This is a genomic window from Sphingobium sp. WCS2017Hpa-17 (assembly GCF_031843765.1).
Taxonomy (GTDB): domain Bacteria; phylum Pseudomonadota; class Alphaproteobacteria; order Sphingomonadales; family Sphingomonadaceae; genus Sphingobium.
Map to the genome: position 1 here is coordinate 67746 of NZ_JAVTIV010000004.1, position 14399 is coordinate 82144.

The 14399-nt window shown below is 64.5% G+C and carries 14 protein-coding genes and 1 tRNA gene; 12 read left to right on the forward strand and 3 right to left on the reverse strand.

Translation table 11 applies throughout. The features are described from left to right. The first annotated feature begins 97 nt into the window (after nucleotides 1-97). From RQH62_RS09010 to RQH62_RS09065, 12 genes are all read left to right on the forward strand, one after another. Nucleotides 98-1258, forward strand: a complete 1161-nt coding sequence (locus tag RQH62_RS09010; RefSeq protein ID WP_311268431.1) for an aromatic ring-hydroxylating dioxygenase subunit alpha — start codon at nucleotides 98-100, stop codon at nucleotides 1256-1258. After that, nucleotides 1255-2865, forward strand: a complete 1611-nt coding sequence (locus RQH62_RS09015; RefSeq protein WP_311268432.1) for an NAD(P)/FAD-dependent oxidoreductase — start codon at nucleotides 1255-1257, stop codon at nucleotides 2863-2865. The genes RQH62_RS09010 and RQH62_RS09015 overlap by 4 nt, the downstream gene beginning before the upstream one ends. A gap of 52 nt (nucleotides 2866-2917) precedes the next feature. Then, nucleotides 2918-3913 (forward strand): aspartate carbamoyltransferase catalytic subunit, encoded by a 996-nt coding sequence (locus RQH62_RS09020; protein ID WP_120250591.1) that lies wholly within the window; start codon nucleotides 2918-2920, stop codon nucleotides 3911-3913. A gap of 32 nt (nucleotides 3914-3945) precedes the next feature. Beyond that, nucleotides 3946-5169 (forward strand): dihydroorotase, encoded by a 1224-nt coding sequence (locus tag RQH62_RS09025; RefSeq protein WP_311268591.1) that lies wholly within the window; start codon nucleotides 3946-3948, stop codon nucleotides 5167-5169. Nucleotides 5170-5254: 85 nt separating this feature from the next. Further along, entirely contained in the window at nucleotides 5255-5635 is a 381-nt protein-coding gene (locus tag RQH62_RS09030) for an excalibur calcium-binding domain-containing protein (RefSeq protein ID WP_311268433.1), read from the forward strand. A 780-nt stretch (nucleotides 5636-6415) separates the two neighbouring features. Further along, entirely contained in the window at nucleotides 6416-7333 is a 918-nt protein-coding gene (locus RQH62_RS09035; RefSeq protein WP_311268434.1) for a YihY/virulence factor BrkB family protein, read from the forward strand. Between the two features lie 63 nt (nucleotides 7334-7396). Continuing rightward, nucleotides 7397-7472 (forward strand) — tRNA-Trp (locus RQH62_RS09040). Between the two features lie 228 nt (nucleotides 7473-7700). Further along, complete coding sequence (secE, locus tag RQH62_RS09045) at nucleotides 7701-7904, forward strand: preprotein translocase subunit SecE (RefSeq protein ID WP_311268435.1); 204 nt, start codon at nucleotides 7701-7703, stop codon at nucleotides 7902-7904. A 70-nt stretch (nucleotides 7905-7974) separates the two neighbouring features. After that, entirely contained in the window at nucleotides 7975-8511 is a 537-nt protein-coding gene (nusG, locus tag RQH62_RS09050) for a transcription termination/antitermination protein NusG (protein WP_056687666.1), read from the forward strand. Nucleotides 8512-8782: 271 nt separating this feature from the next. Next, a complete protein-coding gene (gene rplK / locus RQH62_RS09055; RefSeq protein ID WP_311268436.1) occupies nucleotides 8783-9214 on the forward strand; it encodes a 50S ribosomal protein L11 in 432 nt (143 codons plus the stop codon). Nucleotides 9215-9218: 4 nt separating this feature from the next. Then, on the forward strand, nucleotides 9219-9917 hold the full coding sequence (gene rplA / locus RQH62_RS09060) for a 50S ribosomal protein L1 (protein ID WP_311268437.1): 699 nt from the start codon (nucleotides 9219-9221) through the stop codon (nucleotides 9915-9917). A 250-nt stretch (nucleotides 9918-10167) separates the two neighbouring features. After that, complete coding sequence (locus RQH62_RS09065; RefSeq protein ID WP_311268438.1) at nucleotides 10168-11943, forward strand: DEAD/DEAH box helicase; 1776 nt, start codon at nucleotides 10168-10170, stop codon at nucleotides 11941-11943. A gap of 55 nt (nucleotides 11944-11998) precedes the next feature. Here the strand turns inward: RQH62_RS09065 and ybaL are convergent, their stop codons facing one another. The 3 genes from ybaL to RQH62_RS09080 all read right to left on the reverse strand — a co-directional run bounded on the left by ybaL (nucleotide 11999) and on the right by RQH62_RS09080 (nucleotide 14382). Further along, nucleotides 11999-13636, reverse strand: a complete 1638-nt coding sequence (gene ybaL / locus RQH62_RS09070; RefSeq protein ID WP_311268439.1) for a YbaL family putative K(+) efflux transporter — start codon at nucleotides 13634-13636, stop codon at nucleotides 11999-12001. 153 nt (nucleotides 13637-13789) lie between these two features. Continuing rightward, nucleotides 13790-13921 carry a hypothetical protein gene (locus RQH62_RS09075; RefSeq protein ID WP_311268440.1) on the reverse strand — a complete coding sequence of 44 codons (132 nt, stop codon included), beginning with the start codon at nucleotides 13919-13921 and terminating at the stop codon, nucleotides 13790-13792. 59 nt (nucleotides 13922-13980) lie between these two features. Further along, nucleotides 13981-14382 carry a hypothetical protein gene (locus RQH62_RS09080; protein ID WP_311268441.1) on the reverse strand — a complete coding sequence of 134 codons (402 nt, stop codon included), beginning with the start codon at nucleotides 14380-14382 and terminating at the stop codon, nucleotides 13981-13983. Between the last annotated feature and the right edge of the window lie 17 nt (nucleotides 14383-14399).

The window sequence follows — 14399 nt, forward strand, 5'->3', positions numbered from 1 at the left end:
CGAGTTGGACAGGTGAATCGACTTTTGCGAAATACTGTTATACATACGTAAAACATAACGATGCCGGGGGGCGTTCGACATGATGCAAGGGGAAGTGGTGAGGCCATTGTCCGGCAATGATCCCGACGCGGGATGGAGCCTGCCGGCCTGGACCTATGCCGACGCCGAATTTTTCGGCGTGGAGGTGGAACGCATTTTTCGCCCGTCCTGGCAGATCGTCTGCCATGAGAGCGAAATTCCCCACCCCGGTGATTTTCATACGCTCGATTATGTCGGCGAAAGCGTGATCGTGATGCGCGGCGATGATCGGGCCGTGCGGGCTTTCACCAATGTCTGCCGTCATCGCGGGGCACGGATCGTGGACGAGGCCAGCGGCTGCGCCAAGAAGTTGGTCTGCCCCTATCATGGCTGGACCTATGAGCAGGATGGCCGGCTGTCGGGCGTGCCGATGAAGGCCAGCTATGGCGCCGCGTTCGCAGTGACGGATCATGGGCTGGCAACTGTCGAGGTGGATAGCTGGCAGGGTTTTCTGTTCGTGCGGCTGGAGGATGATGGCGGACCTTCGGTCGCGCAGATGATGGCGCCCTATGATGCGGAAGTCGCGCCCTATCGCTTCGGGGACTTGCGGGCGCTGGGGCGAGTGACGTTGCGGCCGAGGGCCGTGAACTGGAAGAATATCGGGGACAATTATTCGGACGGGCTGCATATCGCGGTCGCACATCCGGGGCTGAAGCGGCTGATGGGCGATGGCTATGGGGTGGAAGCGTCCGCCCATGCCGACAAGATGTGGGGGCCGATTGTCGATCGCCCGTCGGCCAATCTGTCCGAGCGGGCCTATCAGCATTTCCTTCCGCCGGTGCCGCATCTGCCGCCTGAGCGGCAACGGCTGTGGACCTATTATAAGCTGTGGCCCAATTTCGCCTTCGACATCTATCCCGATCAGGTCGATTTCATGCAGTGGCTGCCGGTGTCGCCTACGGAAACGCTGATACGGGAGATCAGCTATGCGCTGCCCGACGATCGGCGGGAGATGCGGGCGGTGCGCTATCTGAACTGGCGGATCAACCGACAGGTCAATGCCGAGGATACCGATCTGGTCGGGCGGGTGCAGGCGGGGATGGCATCGGCCAGCTTCACCATGGGCCCCTTGAGCGAACAGGAAGTGGCGCTGCGGCATTTTTGCGGGCGGGTGCGGGAGATCATTCCGCAGGCGCGGTTGCATCGTGCACCGGGGATGGGGTGGAGCAGCAAAGCATGAGCAAATCCTACGACGCGGTCATCATTGGCGGCGGGCATAATGGCCTTGTCTGCGCCTTCTATCTGGCGCGGGCGGGATATAAGGTGCGCATCCTGGAGCGGCGCAATGTCGTCGGCGGGGCGGCGGTGACGGAGGAATTCCATCCCGGCTTCCGCAATTCGACCGCCAGCTATACCGTCAGCCTGCTCAATCCCAAGGTCATCCGCGACATGAAGCTGGCCGACCATGGCTATCGCGTGATCGAGCGGCCGGTCAGCAATTTCCTGCCGCAAGAGGATGGCGGTTATCTGAAGCTGGGCGGTGGGCTGGAGAAGACGCAGGCCGAGTTTCGCAAGTTCAGCGCGCATGATGCCGACGCGCTGCCGGCCTATTATGATGCGCTGGAAGTGGTGGCCGATGTGCTGCGCGATCTGGTGCTGAAAAGCCCGCCCAATGTGGGCGACGGACTGACTATGATCGTGGATGCCTTGAAGCAGGGACGGCGGATCGCCGGGCTGGGGCTGGAGCAGCAGCGCGACGTGCTGGACCTGTTCACCAAATCGGCGCGTGGTTTCCTCGATAGTTGGTTCGAGAGCGATGCGGTGAAGGCCGCGTTCGGTTTCGACGCGGTGGTCGGTAACTATGCCTCGCCCGATACGCCGGGCAGCGCCTATGTGCTGCTGCACCATGTATTCGGCGAGGTGAACGGCAAGAAGGGAGCTTGGGGCCATAGCGTCGGCGGCATGGGGACGATCACACAGATCATGGCCAAGGTCGTTGCGGCCATGGGCGTGGAGATCAGCCTGGAAGCGCCGGTGGCGTCCGTCTTGATCGATGGCGCGCGCGCGGTCGGCGTGAAGCTGGAGAGCGGCGAAGAGGTGATGGGCGGCGCAGTGATCGCCAATGTCGGGCCGAAGCTGCTGTACGAGCGAATGATGGCGCCGGGCGACCTGCCGGCCGATTTCACCAAGCGGATCAAGGCGTTCAAGGCCGGGTCGGGCACGTTCCGGATGAATGTGGCGCTGTCCGCCCTGCCCGACTTCACCTGCCTTCCGGGCGTGGGCGAGCATCATCAGTCGGGCATCATCATCGCGCCGACGCTGGACTATATGGACCGGGCGTTTCTGGACGCGAAGCGGGACGGCTGGTCGAAGGCGCCGATTGTGGAGATGCTGATTCCGTCGACCATCGACGATACATTGGCGCCGGAGGGCTGCCATGTGGCCAGCCTCTTCTGCCAGCAATTCGCGCCGGAATTGCCGGACGGGCGAAGCTGGGACGATGAGCGGGAGGCTGCGGCGGACCATATCATCGCCACGGTCGAGGCCCATGCGCCGGGCTTTGCCAAGAGCGTGATCGCGCGGCAGATTCATTCGCCGCTCGATCTTGAGCGCAAGTTTGGCCTCATCGGCGGCGATATCATGCACGGCAATCTGACGCTGGACCAGATGTGGGCGGCGCGGCCGGTGCTGGGCCATGGCGCCTATCGCGGGCCGGTGAAGGGCCTTTATATGTGCGGCGCGGGGACGCACCCGGGCGGCGGCGTGACCGGCGCGCCGGGCCATAATGCGGCGCGCGAAGTGATGAAGGACAAGGCCATCTTCGGGAAATGGCGCGGACGGGCCTGAGCGCATCAGGACGCCTTGCCCTCCCCGGCTGGCTCCCTTAAAGCACCGGCTCATGCCAGACATTTTCATCCCCGACGCCACGCCCGAGCTGACCGGCCGGGCGCTGTTTCCGCACAGGCATCTTCTGTCCATCGCGGACCTGAAACCCTGGGAAATCCGCTTCCTGCTGGATGAGGCCGAACATTGGGCGCAGGCGAACAAGGGCCAGGCGCGCAAACATGACGGCCGGCTGGCCGGGATGACGCAGATCAACGCCTTTTTCGAGAATAGCACGCGGACGCTGCTGTCGTTCGAGATTGCGGGCAAGCGGCTGGGCGCGGACGTCGTGAACATGGCCGCGGCGACGTCGAGCGTGAAGAAGGGCGAGACGCTGATCGACACGGCGATGACGCTGAACGCCATGGCGGCCGATGTGATCGTGATCCGCCACGCCAGTTCGGGCGCAGTGCGGCTGATCGCGGACAAGGTCGACTGCCCGGTGCTCAACGCAGGCGATGGCTGGCATCAGCATCCGACGCAGGCCTTGCTCGATGCGCTGACCATCCGGCGTCGGAAGGGCAGTTTTGCGGGGCTGGTGGTCGCGATCTGCGGCGATGTGCTGCATAGCAGGGTGGCGCGGTCGAACATGCTGTGCCTCGCCGCGCTGGGGGCGCAGGTGCGCGCGGTGGCGCCGCCGACTTTGCTGCCGCCGGAGGTGGAGATGCTGGGGGCGACGCCCTTTACCCGGATGGACGAAGGGCTGGACGGCGCCGATGTCGTCATGATGCTGCGGTTGCAGAACGAGCGGATGGATGGGGCGTTCATCCCTTCGCCGCGTGAATATCATGCGCTGTACGGGCTGACGCCGGAGCGGCTGGCGCTGGCCAAGCCCGATGCGCTGGTGATGCACCCCGGCCCGATGAACCGGGGCGTGGAGATCAGCAGTTCGGTGGCCGATCATCCCGAGCGGTCCGCCATTACCGAGCAGGTGGCGATGGGCGTGGCGGTGCGCATGGCGTGCCTGGACGTACTGACGCGCAGCGCGCGCGGCGTGGAGGGATGGGCATGACCATCCCGACCAACAAGGAAAGCGCGATGGGAATGACCAAGATCGCCATCATCAACGGCAAGCTGGCCGATCCCAAGGGCGATGCGCTGACCCCCGGCACGATCCTGATCGAGGGCGACCGGATCGTCGCGGCGGGCGATGTCGCGGTGCCGCACGATGCGCAAAGCGTCGATGCGGGCGGGCTGGTCGTTGCGCCGGGCCTCATTGATCTGGGCGTGTTTGCGACCGACAAGCCGGCCTTTCATTTCGGCGGGATCACGCGCGCAGCGCTGATGCCCGACCAGCGCGCGCCACTGGACGAGGTCGGCCTGATCCGGGAAGCGACGCGGGCGGGCAAGCCCGATTTCTGGGTCCATCCGATCGCGGCGGCGACGCGCGGCCTGCTGGGCAAGGAAATGGCCGAAATGGGCCTGATGCAGATGGCGGGCGCGAAGGCGGTCGGTACCGGGCGCCAGTGGATCGCCGATGCGGGCGTGATGCTGCGGGTTCTCTCCTATGCCAGCGGGCTGGGCCTGACGGTCATCGCCCATGCTGAGGATAGCGGGCTGACGGCCAAGGCGGTGGCAACCAGCGGCGAGACGGCGACGCGGCTCGGCCTGCCGCACGCGCCGGCCTGCGCCGAGGCATTGGCGATCGCTCGCGACATCATGCTGGTGCGTGAGACGGGCGCGGCGATCCATTTCCGACTGGTGACGACGAAGGCGGGCTTCGATCTGATCCGCGCAGCCAAGGCGGAGGGACTGAAGGTCACATGCGGCATCAGTCCGGCCTATCTGTTCCTGAACGATCAGGCGGCGACCGATTTCCGCACCTTTGCGCGCCTGTCGCCGCCATTGCGGGACGAGCGGGACCGGCAGGCCAGTCTGGCGGCGGTGGCGGATGGGACGGTGGACGTCATCACATCCAGCCATGATCCGCGCGGGCCGGAGGACAAGCGCCTGCCCTTCGCCGATGCCTCGCCCGGCATGGCGGGGGCGGAGACGTTGCTGGCGCTGTCGCTCAATCTGGTGCGGGAGGGGCATGTGTCGATGGGTCGGCTGATGACGTTGCTCTGCGCCAATCCGGCAAGGATATTGGGCGTGGATGCGGGCAGTTTTGCGAGCGGTAGTGCGGCGGACCTGATCTTCGTCGATCCCGATGCGCCGTGGATCGTGGACAGCGCGAAGATGGCGGCGGCGGCCGGCAATACGCCGTTCGACCGCGTGCCGGTGCAGGGACGCGCGCGGCGGGTGATGAAGGGTGGGATGTTCCTTTAAGCGAACGGCATTTGTCATATTTGCGGCAACCGATCCTTTACCGTGACGCGCCTAACCACCGGGCATGACTGTGGGACATTTTGGCATGAAGGCGGCTTTGGCAGCGATCGTGATCGGCGGCGTTGGCGGGGTCGCATCGCGCCAGTTCGCCAACGAACCGGCCGCAACCACGCAGGCCGCGCCAAGCGAGCCATGGCGGCCCACCCGCAACACGATCGGCACCGATCGCCCCATGTCCGCCGCTGATCTGGACCGGCAGCAGCCGAGCGGCGGCGGCGCGCCATCGGCGCCGCGCGTACGGCAGGTCGGGGCGGTAGCGGCCACCGGCGCAAACTGGTCCTATCGCGGGTGCCGTGAAGCCAGAGCTGCTGGTGCAACGCCGCTCTATCGCGGTCAGCCGGGCTATGGCGCGCATATGGACGGCGACGGGGACGGCATCGCCTGCGAGGATTATCACGCGCGCTGATGCGATGGTGCCGGCCAGAGAATATCTGGCGGCGGCGATCGAGATCATGGCGACGCGACAGGGCGAAGTTCACAGTATTGCCCGGCTTTTGCGGCGGAAGCGTTCCCGTGGCGCTCGCAACGCGCTCGCGAAGCGTCACACACGCTACATGCGGGTCACGATCGCGCGTCATCAGGAGCACAGGACCGCGCCACCCACGCGCCTGTATCGTGCCTTTGCGCACTGACCGATCGGTGATGCCATTGAAGGGCGAGGCTTTCATGCCACAGGATAGATCAGAGAAAATCCTACATTGGAAGCGTGGTGGGAAGTCGTTGATGATGACCGAGAGCCGCTATCCTTCTCCCCTTGAGGGAGAAGGATATGAAGCCTTGGCGACGAAGGAGCCTAGGCGCAGTTGGATGAGGGGAACGGACGCAAGGCCAGCCTATTGTCGAGAGGCTGCTTCCCCCTCACCCAGCTACGACTAGGCAGCAAGCTGCCAAGTCTGCGCAGCCCTCTCCCTCAGGGGAGAGGGGTAAAAGGATGGCCGGAAGCGACCAAAAGCAGATATGTTCCCTCTCCCGTTTACGGGAGGGGGCTAGGGGGTGGGCTGGACGTCACGAGAGCCCACCCCGCTGCGACTAACGCGCTGCCCGCGCAAGTCTCGCTTCCCCTCCCGCAAGCGGGAGGGGAATGACCGCTATCCACCCAACACCCCGTTCCATCGCCCGTCCGCCTTCATAAGGGAACCACCCTCCCCCTTTGCGCGCTTGCTTTTATGAACAGCAGGGGAATGTGATGACCGCACAAGTCGCGAGCCAAGTGCATGTCGATGCGCCGTGGAAAATACCGGCGCGGGGATGGTGGGAGATATTGAAGCGGGTCCATGGCGCGCTGTCGTCCAATCATGTCGGGTTACTGGCGGCCGGCGTGGCTTATTATGCGTTTCTGTCGATCGCGCCGTTGCTGGCCGCCGTGGTGCTGACCTATGGCCTGTTCGGCGATCCGGCGATGGTCGGGCGGCATATGCAGGCGATCATTTCCGTCGTGCCGCAGGACGCCGCATCGCTGATCAACGACCAGTTGCTGGGCGTGGTCAGTACGCGGAAACCCGCGATCGGGTTCGGGCTGCTGCTGGCGCTGGCCATCGCCGTCTATGGCGCGACCCGTGCGGCGTCGGCGATCATGGAGGCGCTCAATATCGTCTATGACCAGAAAGAAGGCCGCAACATCCTGAAATTCTATCGCACGTCGATGGGGATCACCTTTTCGGCGGTGCTGGTGGTGGTCGCGGGCGTGTTTACCGCCACGATCATCGGGCTGTTGCAGGATTTCCTCACCAACTGGGGGCCGGGCGTGTTGTTCGCGATCAAGGCGGCGACATGGGTGTGCGCGGGCCTGCTGGCCAGTACGATCTTCGGCCTGATCTACCGGTTCGGGCCGAACCGGCGCCATGCGCAGTGGCAGTGGCTGACGGTGGGATCGGTGGCGGCGACCCTGTTCTGGCTGGCCGCGACGCTGGGCGTATCCTTTTACGTGTCCACATTCGGCAATTATAACAAGACCTACGGGTCACTGGGCGCGGTAGTGGTGCTGCAACTCTGGCTGTTCGTGTCCGCTTATATCGTGTTGCTGGGCGCGCAGATCAACGCAGAGGCAGAACGGCAGACCAGCGTCGACACGCAAGTTGCCGAGCCAATGCAAAAAGCCGCATAATGGCGCTTGCCCTCCCCGCACGGCCACGCTAAAGCGCCCTCCTTCGCTGGTCCCGGCCAGTGCAGGAGTGTAGCTCAGTTGGTAGAGCGTCGGTCTCCAAAACCGAATGCCGTGGGTTCGAGTCCCTCCACTCCTGCCAAGCGAACTGGCCGCGAGCCCTTGAAAAGCAAGGGCTCGCGGCTAAGTGTGCTTAGCGATTTCGAGGTGGGCGGCACGTCCACCGTTAAGAAATCGCGGCCTTACAGGCCGGCGAAGTTGGTCGCGGAGCGTGCGGCCGCACCCCCGGACGCTGAAACATAGCGGGATCGGGAGGGCGGACTGTTGCTTCGCGATTTGGTGTTGGTTTCAAGACGTGCAAAGGCAGACGATGGCGAAGGTATCCCCCGGCGAATTCGTCAACCAGGTACAGACCGAAGCGAAGAAGATCGTATGGCCGACCGGCCGCGAAACGATGATGACCGGCGTGATGGTCGTCATCATGACGACGCTGCTGGGCCTGTTCTTCTTTGGCATCGACACTTTCTTCGGCGCGATCGTCCAGTGGTTGCTGGGCGTGGCAGCAGGTCGCTAAGCCACAGGCTTAGATTTGCGGGCGTCGGGACATTGAGCATAATGCTCTGAACAGGAGTTTAGACGGTAACATGGCGCGCTGGTACATCATCCACGCCTATTCGGGCTTCGAGAACAAGGTCAAGGAATCGATCCTGTCCGAAGCCGAGCGCATGGGCCTGTCGCAACTGGTCGAGCAGGTCGAAGTGCCTGTCGAAACCATCACCGAGGTCAAGCGCGGCAAGAAGGTCCAGGTCGAGCGCAAGTTCATGCCCGGATACGTCCTCGCCAAGCTGGCGATGAACGACGACATCTATCACCTGGTGAAGAACACGCCCAAGGTGACGGGCTTCCTGGGTTCGATGGGCAAGCCGCAGGCGATCAGCGAGGCGGACGCTGCCCGCTATTTCGGCGCCCAGAAGGAAGCCGAAGCCGCCCCCAAGCACAAGGTCAGCGTCGATTACGAAATCGGCGACAGCGTCAAGGTGCTGGACGGCCCGTTCGCCAGCTTCAACGGCGTGGTCGAGGAACTGGATTTCGAAAAGAACCGCGTCAAGGTGTCGGTGTCGATCTTCGGTCGCGCCACCCCGGTGGAACTCGACTTCGAACAGGTCGAACTGTCGAAGTAAGATCCGGCCGCAAGGCAGGTTGCAAAAAGGGTCGCCTTTCTTCGGATCGGCGGCCCTTTTGCCGTAAAGAGCAGGTCGAACAGGGGTTTGTCGCACATGTCGACAGACCCCCTTTCCTTTCAAGGCGAACATCGCTATAGGCCCGCGCTTCCGTGCCGCCCTCTGGGTAGCCGGACCATGTGCGGGAGGTCGTTTTCGGATGACCGTTCGACCGCTAAACTTGAACCGGGCGGCATGCTTGCCAAGTCGCCCAGCTAAAGAGTGAGTGACAATGGCCAAGAAGATTACGGGCTATATCAAACTCCAGGTGCCCGCTGGAGACGCAAAGCCCGCCCCGCCGATCGGCCCTGCCCTGGGTCAGCGCGGCGTGAACATCATGGAATTCTGCAAGGCGTTCAACGCCCAGACGGCCAGCATGGACAAGGGCACCCCGCTGCCCACCATCATCACCGTTTATGCAGACCGCAGCTTCACCTTCGTGATGAAGCAGCCGCCCGCCACCTATCTGATCAAGAAGGCCATCAACCTGAAGTCGGGTTCCAAGGAACCGGGCAAGGTCGTCGCCGGCAAGATCACCCGTGCGCAGCTCGCTGAAATCGCCCAGTCGAAAATGGTCGACCTGAACGCGAATGACATCGACGCAGCGACGAAGATCATCGAAGGCTCCGCCCGCGCGATGGGCCTCGAAGTGGTGGAAGGCTAAGAGCATGGCAAAGATCACCAAGAAGGCCAAGGTTCTGGCCGCCGCCATCGACAAGGAAAAGCTGCACGGCGTTGACGAGGCGCTGGGCCTGATCAAGACCCACGCGACCGCGAAGTTCGACGAAAGCGTCGAAATCGCGATCAACCTGGGCGTCGATCCGCGTCATGCCGACCAGATGGTCCGTGGCGTCGTCACCCTGCCCGCCGGCACCGGCAAGGACGTCCGCGTCGCCGTGTTCGCCCGCAACGACAAGGCTCAGCAGGCGCTCGACGCCGGTGCCGACATCGTGGGCGCCGAAGACCTGCTCGAATCGATCCAGGCCGGCAACATCGACTTCCAGCGCGTCATCGCCACCCCCGACATGATGGGTCTGGTGGGTCGCCTGGGTAAGGTTCTGGGCCCCAAGGGCCTGATGCCGAACCCGAAGCTGGGCACCGTGACGCCGAACGTCGCCGAAGCCGTGAAGGCCGCCAAGGGTGGTCAGATCGAATTCCGCGTCGAAAAGGCCGGCATCATCCACGCTGGCCTCGGCAAGTCGAGCTTCTCGGCCGAAGACCTGCGCAAGAATTTCGACGCCTTCGTCGACGCGATCGTCAAGGCGAAGCCATCGGGTTCGAAGGGCAAATATGTTCGCAAGATCGCCCTGTCGTCCTCGATGGGTCCGGGCGTGAAGGTCGACGTGGCGGAAGTCGCTTCGGTCTAAGTCTTGCGCTATAGATAATGGGAAAGCCTCCTTCCTCGGAATGCGGGAAGGAGGCTTTCTTATTTGAGGGAAGACAGGCTTCGCGCCCTTCCCTTTCGTCATGCCTGCAATGGCAATGACGTGTCGGGCAACCGGCAGGACAGGTGCGCATTGACCTGACGCACCGGCTGATCCGCGCATGGCGGCAGCGAGAGGTCATCAAGTATCCGTCGGGAATGGCGGGTCGCTTTTACCGATGGAAAACAGAAAAATGGCTTTTGAAACTCTCCCCGCCCTCCTGTCCCAGGCGCTCGTCGCCAAGGGCTATGAGGCACTGACCCCCGTTCAATCGCAGGTGACAGAGGAAGAGGCGCATGGTCGCGACCTCCTCGTGTCGGCGCAGACCGGTTCGGGCAAGACCGTCGCCTTTGGCCTCGCCATGGCGGGCGAATTGCTGGGCGATGCCGATCGGCTGCCGGTTGCCGGCCTGCCGCTGGCGCTGGTGATCGCGCCGACGCGCGAACTGGCGTTGCAGGTCAGCCGCGAGCTGGAATGGCTGTACGGCGCCGCGCGTGCCCGCATCGCCACCTGCGTGGGCGGCATGGACGCCGCCAAGGAACGCCGCGCCCTGTCGCACGGCGCGCATATCGTGGTCGGTACGCCGGGCCGCCTGCGCGACCATCTGGAGCGCGGCGCGCTGGACCTGTCGGCGATGCGCACCGTTGTGCTGGACGAAGCGGACGAGATGCTCGACATGGGCTTCCGCGAGGATCTGGAAGGCATTCTCGACAGCGCGCCGCAGGAACGCCGTACCCTGCTGTTTTCGGCCACCATGCCCAAGCCGATCGTGGCGATGGCCAAGCGTTACCAGAATGACGCGCTGCGCATCTCGACGATGAGCGAAGAGCGCGGCCATGGCGACATCAGCTATCAGGCGCTGACGGTCGCCCCGTCCGATATCGAGAATGCGGTGGTGAACCTGCTGCGCTTCCACGAGGCGGAGACGGCGATCCTGTTCTGCGCCACGCGCGACAATGTGCGTCACCTGCATTCGAGCCTGACCGAGCGTGGCTTTGCCGCCGTGGCGCTGTCGGGCGAACATAGCCAGAATGAGCGCAACCATGCGTTGCAGGCGCTGCGCGACAAGCGCGCCCGCGTATGCGTGGCGACCGACGTGGCTGCGCGCGGCATCGACCTGCCCAGCCTGACGTTGGTGGTGCATGTGGAACTGCCGCGCGACGCCGAGACGATGCAGCACCGGTCGGGTCGCACCGGCCGCGCGGGCAAGAAGGGCACCGCCGTTCTGATCGTGCCCTATCCGCGTCGCCGCCGCGTCGAATCCATGCTGCGCGGGGCGAAGATCCCGGTCGAATGGGGCACCCCGCCGAGCCGCGAGGCGATCCTGGAGCAGGACAATGCCCGCCTGCGTGCCAGCCTGATGGAACAGGCGGAACTGGACGAGGCGGACTGGGCGCTGGGCGCCGAACTGCTGGCCGAAAAGTCGGCCAAGGAAATCGCCGCCATGCTGGTCAAGAGCGCCCGTGCAGCCCTGCCCGCGCCAGAAGAGCTGCTGGACCGCAGCGAAGCGCCGGTGCGCAATGACGGGCCGCGTCCGGGCTTTGAGGATACCCAATGGTTCCGCATGGACATCGGCCGTCGTCAGAATGCCGATCCGCGCTGGATATTGCCGCTGATCTGCCGCCGTGGCCATGTCTCGCGTCAGGATATCGGCGCGATCCGCATCACCACCAATGAAACGATGTTCGAAATCCCCAAAGCGATCGTCAGCCGCTTCATGTCGGCGGTCAAGCGCAGCGGCGAAGCGAATGACGAGGGTGCCGACGTGGCGTTCGAGATGATCGACGGCGCGCCGCGCGAAGAGGCTCGCGAAAACCGCAAGCAACTGCGTCCGTCCAACGGTGACCGGCCGAACCGCAGCGGCCCGCCGCGCGGTGGTCCGGGTGGCGGACGTCCGCACAGTGCGCGCCCGTTCAAAGGGGCCGGCGCTGGCGGCCCGCGCAAGGGACCGCCCCGTTCGCGCGGCTGATAGCCCCGATTAGAAAAAGGCCCCGTTCGGCATGACCGAACGGGGCCTTTTTCTTTTATCTCACGCCGCAGAGCGTGAGCATACGCCCGGCCAGTTCGCGTTCGCCCATGACGACATGGGGGACGCCCAGCCGCTCCAGATGCTCGACCTCCGCGTCGCTATGGGCGCGGGCAATGACCTGAACCTTGTCGTTGAGGTTGCGGGCATGTTCGTGGATGGCGCCACCTTCATAGCCTTCAGGCACGGCGATCAGCAGGTGGCGCGCCTCGCAAATGCCGGCGGCGAGCAGATGCTTGTCCTCCAGCGCATTACCCTTCACCACCGACAGGCCGTTTTCTTCCGCTTCCTCCGCGCGTTCCGGGTCGCCTTCCACAACCACAAAATGCACGTCGCGTTCATGCAGGCGCAGGGCGATCAGCTTGCCGACCCGGCCATAGCCGATCAGGATGACATGGCCGATGCGCGGCTTCTCCGGTGCCTTGACGGCTTCCACGTCCTCATCGTCATCCTTCTTGTGGTCGCGCACGATGAGCGAGAAGAGGATGGGATTGAGGAAGATGGAGACGAGCGCGCCCGCAAGGATGAGGTCGCGCGCGTCGGCAGGCAGGACACCAAGGCCCGTGCCCAGCGAAGCCAGGATGAAGGAAAATTCGCCGATCTGCGCCAGGCTGGCGGCGATGGTGAGCGCGGTGACATTGGCATGGCCGAAGGCGCGGACGATGCCCCAGGCGGCGATCGACTTGCCGATGACGATGATGAGGACCGTCGCCAGCAAGGGCAGAGGATGCTCCAGCACGATCGAGGGGTTGAAGAGCATCCCGACCGATACGAAGAAGAGCACGGCGAAGGCATCGCGCAGCGGGAGGGTTTCCTCCGTCGCGCGGCGGCTGAGCGGGGTTTCGCCCAGGATCATGCCGGCGAAGAAGGCGCCCAGCGCAAAGGACACGTCGAAGGCCAGTGCGGCGCCGAAAGCGACGCCCAGCGCGATCGCCAGCACCGCGAGGCGGAACAGCTCGCGCGAGCCGGTATGGACGACCCAATGGAGCGCCCAGGGGATGACCCTGCGGCCGACGATCAGCATGACCGCGACGAAGCCTGCAACCTTCAGCAGCGTGCCCAGCAGCGGCGCTATGAGCGCCCCTGCCCCGCCGCTGCCATCGGCATTGTTGAGGACGCCGGCGAGCGCGGGGAGCAGGACGAGCGCGAGGACCATGACCAGATCCTCCACGATCAGCCAGCCGATCGCGATTCGGCCGCGCCGGGTTTCGACCAGGTCGGCGCCCTGCAAGGCGCGCAGCAACACCACGGTACTGGCGACCGAGAGCGCGAGGCCGAAGACGATGCCACCCATCAGGCCCCAGCCCATATAATAGGCCAGGCCCATGCCGAGCAGGGTCGCGACCGCGATCTGCACCAGCGCGCCGGGGACGGCGATATTCTTGACCGACAGCAGGTCTTTCAGCGAGAAATGCAGGCCGACGCCGAACATCAGCAGGATGACGCCGATTTCGGCCAGTTCATTGGCGAGGCCAGCGTCAGCGACGAAGCCGGGCGTGAAGGGGCCGACCAGGATGCCAGCGACCAGATAGCCGACCAGCGGTGAGAGTTTGAGGCGATGGGCGATCGCGCCCATGATGAAGGCGACGACGAGGCCGGCAACGATGGTGCCGATCAGGGGCGTATGGTGGGGCATGAAAGCCTTTCGATCCTGTCGCCAGACGCTGTGCGATGCGTCTGGCGGGACTATTGATACCACATCCGTTCGTTTCGAGCCTGTCGAGAACGCAGGCGCGGAGCTGACTGCTTCTCGACTTCGCTCGAAGCGAACGGTGTGGGGGGATGGGGATTATTCTACGACGGTCATCATCACCGCCGACAGGCCGACCGCCGCGATGGCAAGGCCGGACATGACGGCGGGCATGAACCACCAGGGCGGGCGACGGCGACGAATGCGCCGCGCGGCTTTCCTGCGAGCCATGGGAGATGCTCCTTCTTCCGACGAAAGCCCGGTTCAGGGCCGGGCAAGGGCGCGAATCGTCAGGAAGCGGCGGGCGGCGCACGGGCGCGGCGGGTGCGCGCGGGGGTGAAGGATGGAAGATGTGCGCGATAATGTGCTACAGAGCCGGTCGGGCGGGCATGACGACGCCCTAGCAGGACGATGGCCAACGCCAGCGCCAGCAGCATGGGTGGTGGACCGCCGTCGCCATCCGGGCGCGGCGCGACCACCACCGTCTGCGCCGCGGACTGGGTGCGCGCCTTCAGCACTACGTCCAGAGTCGCGGGGTTGAAGGCGGAGCCGGTTGCGCGACTGAGCGGCGGTCCCAGCGGGGCGAGCGCGGACAGCAAGGTCACCGCCAGCAATGTCCACAGGGCGGCAAGGATCGGCAGGCGCATCATCGCGCCCTTTCCGTTCCACCATGACCCCGTACCCTGCCGCATGCGTGAGACTTGCTCCT

What these genes read in the sequence shown, in the direction of transcription:
- RQH62_RS09015 (WP_311268432.1), top strand. Translation starts at nt 1,255, where the DNA reads ATGAGCAAATCCTACGACGCGGTCATCATTGGCGGCGGGCATAATGGC.
- RQH62_RS09020 (WP_120250591.1), top strand. Translation starts at nt 2,918, where the DNA reads ATGCCAGACATTTTCATCCCCGACGCCACGCCCGAGCTGACCGGCCGG.
- RQH62_RS09025 (WP_311268591.1), top strand. Translation starts at nt 3,946, where the DNA reads ATGACCAAGATCGCCATCATCAACGGCAAGCTGGCCGATCCCAAGGGC.
- RQH62_RS09030 (WP_311268433.1), top strand. Translation starts at nt 5,255, where the DNA reads ATGAAGGCGGCTTTGGCAGCGATCGTGATCGGCGGCGTTGGCGGGGTC.
- RQH62_RS09035 (WP_311268434.1), top strand. Translation starts at nt 6,416, where the DNA reads ATGACCGCACAAGTCGCGAGCCAAGTGCATGTCGATGCGCCGTGGAAA.
- secE (WP_311268435.1), top strand. Translation starts at nt 7,701, where the DNA reads ATGGCGAAGGTATCCCCCGGCGAATTCGTCAACCAGGTACAGACCGAA.
- nusG (WP_056687666.1), top strand. Translation starts at nt 7,975, where the DNA reads ATGGCGCGCTGGTACATCATCCACGCCTATTCGGGCTTCGAGAACAAG.
- rplK (WP_311268436.1), top strand. Translation starts at nt 8,783, where the DNA reads ATGGCCAAGAAGATTACGGGCTATATCAAACTCCAGGTGCCCGCTGGA.
- rplA (WP_311268437.1), top strand. Translation starts at nt 9,219, where the DNA reads ATGGCAAAGATCACCAAGAAGGCCAAGGTTCTGGCCGCCGCCATCGAC.
- RQH62_RS09065 (WP_311268438.1), top strand. Translation starts at nt 10,168, where the DNA reads ATGGCTTTTGAAACTCTCCCCGCCCTCCTGTCCCAGGCGCTCGTCGCC.
- ybaL (WP_311268439.1), bottom strand. Translation starts at nt 13,636, where the DNA reads ATGCCCCACCATACGCCCCTGATCGGCACCATCGTTGCCGGCCTCGTC.
- RQH62_RS09075 (WP_311268440.1), bottom strand. Translation starts at nt 13,921, where the DNA reads ATGGCTCGCAGGAAAGCCGCGCGGCGCATTCGTCGCCGTCGCCCGCCC.
- RQH62_RS09080 (WP_311268441.1), bottom strand. Translation starts at nt 14,382, where the DNA reads ATGCGGCAGGGTACGGGGTCATGGTGGAACGGAAAGGGCGCGATGATG.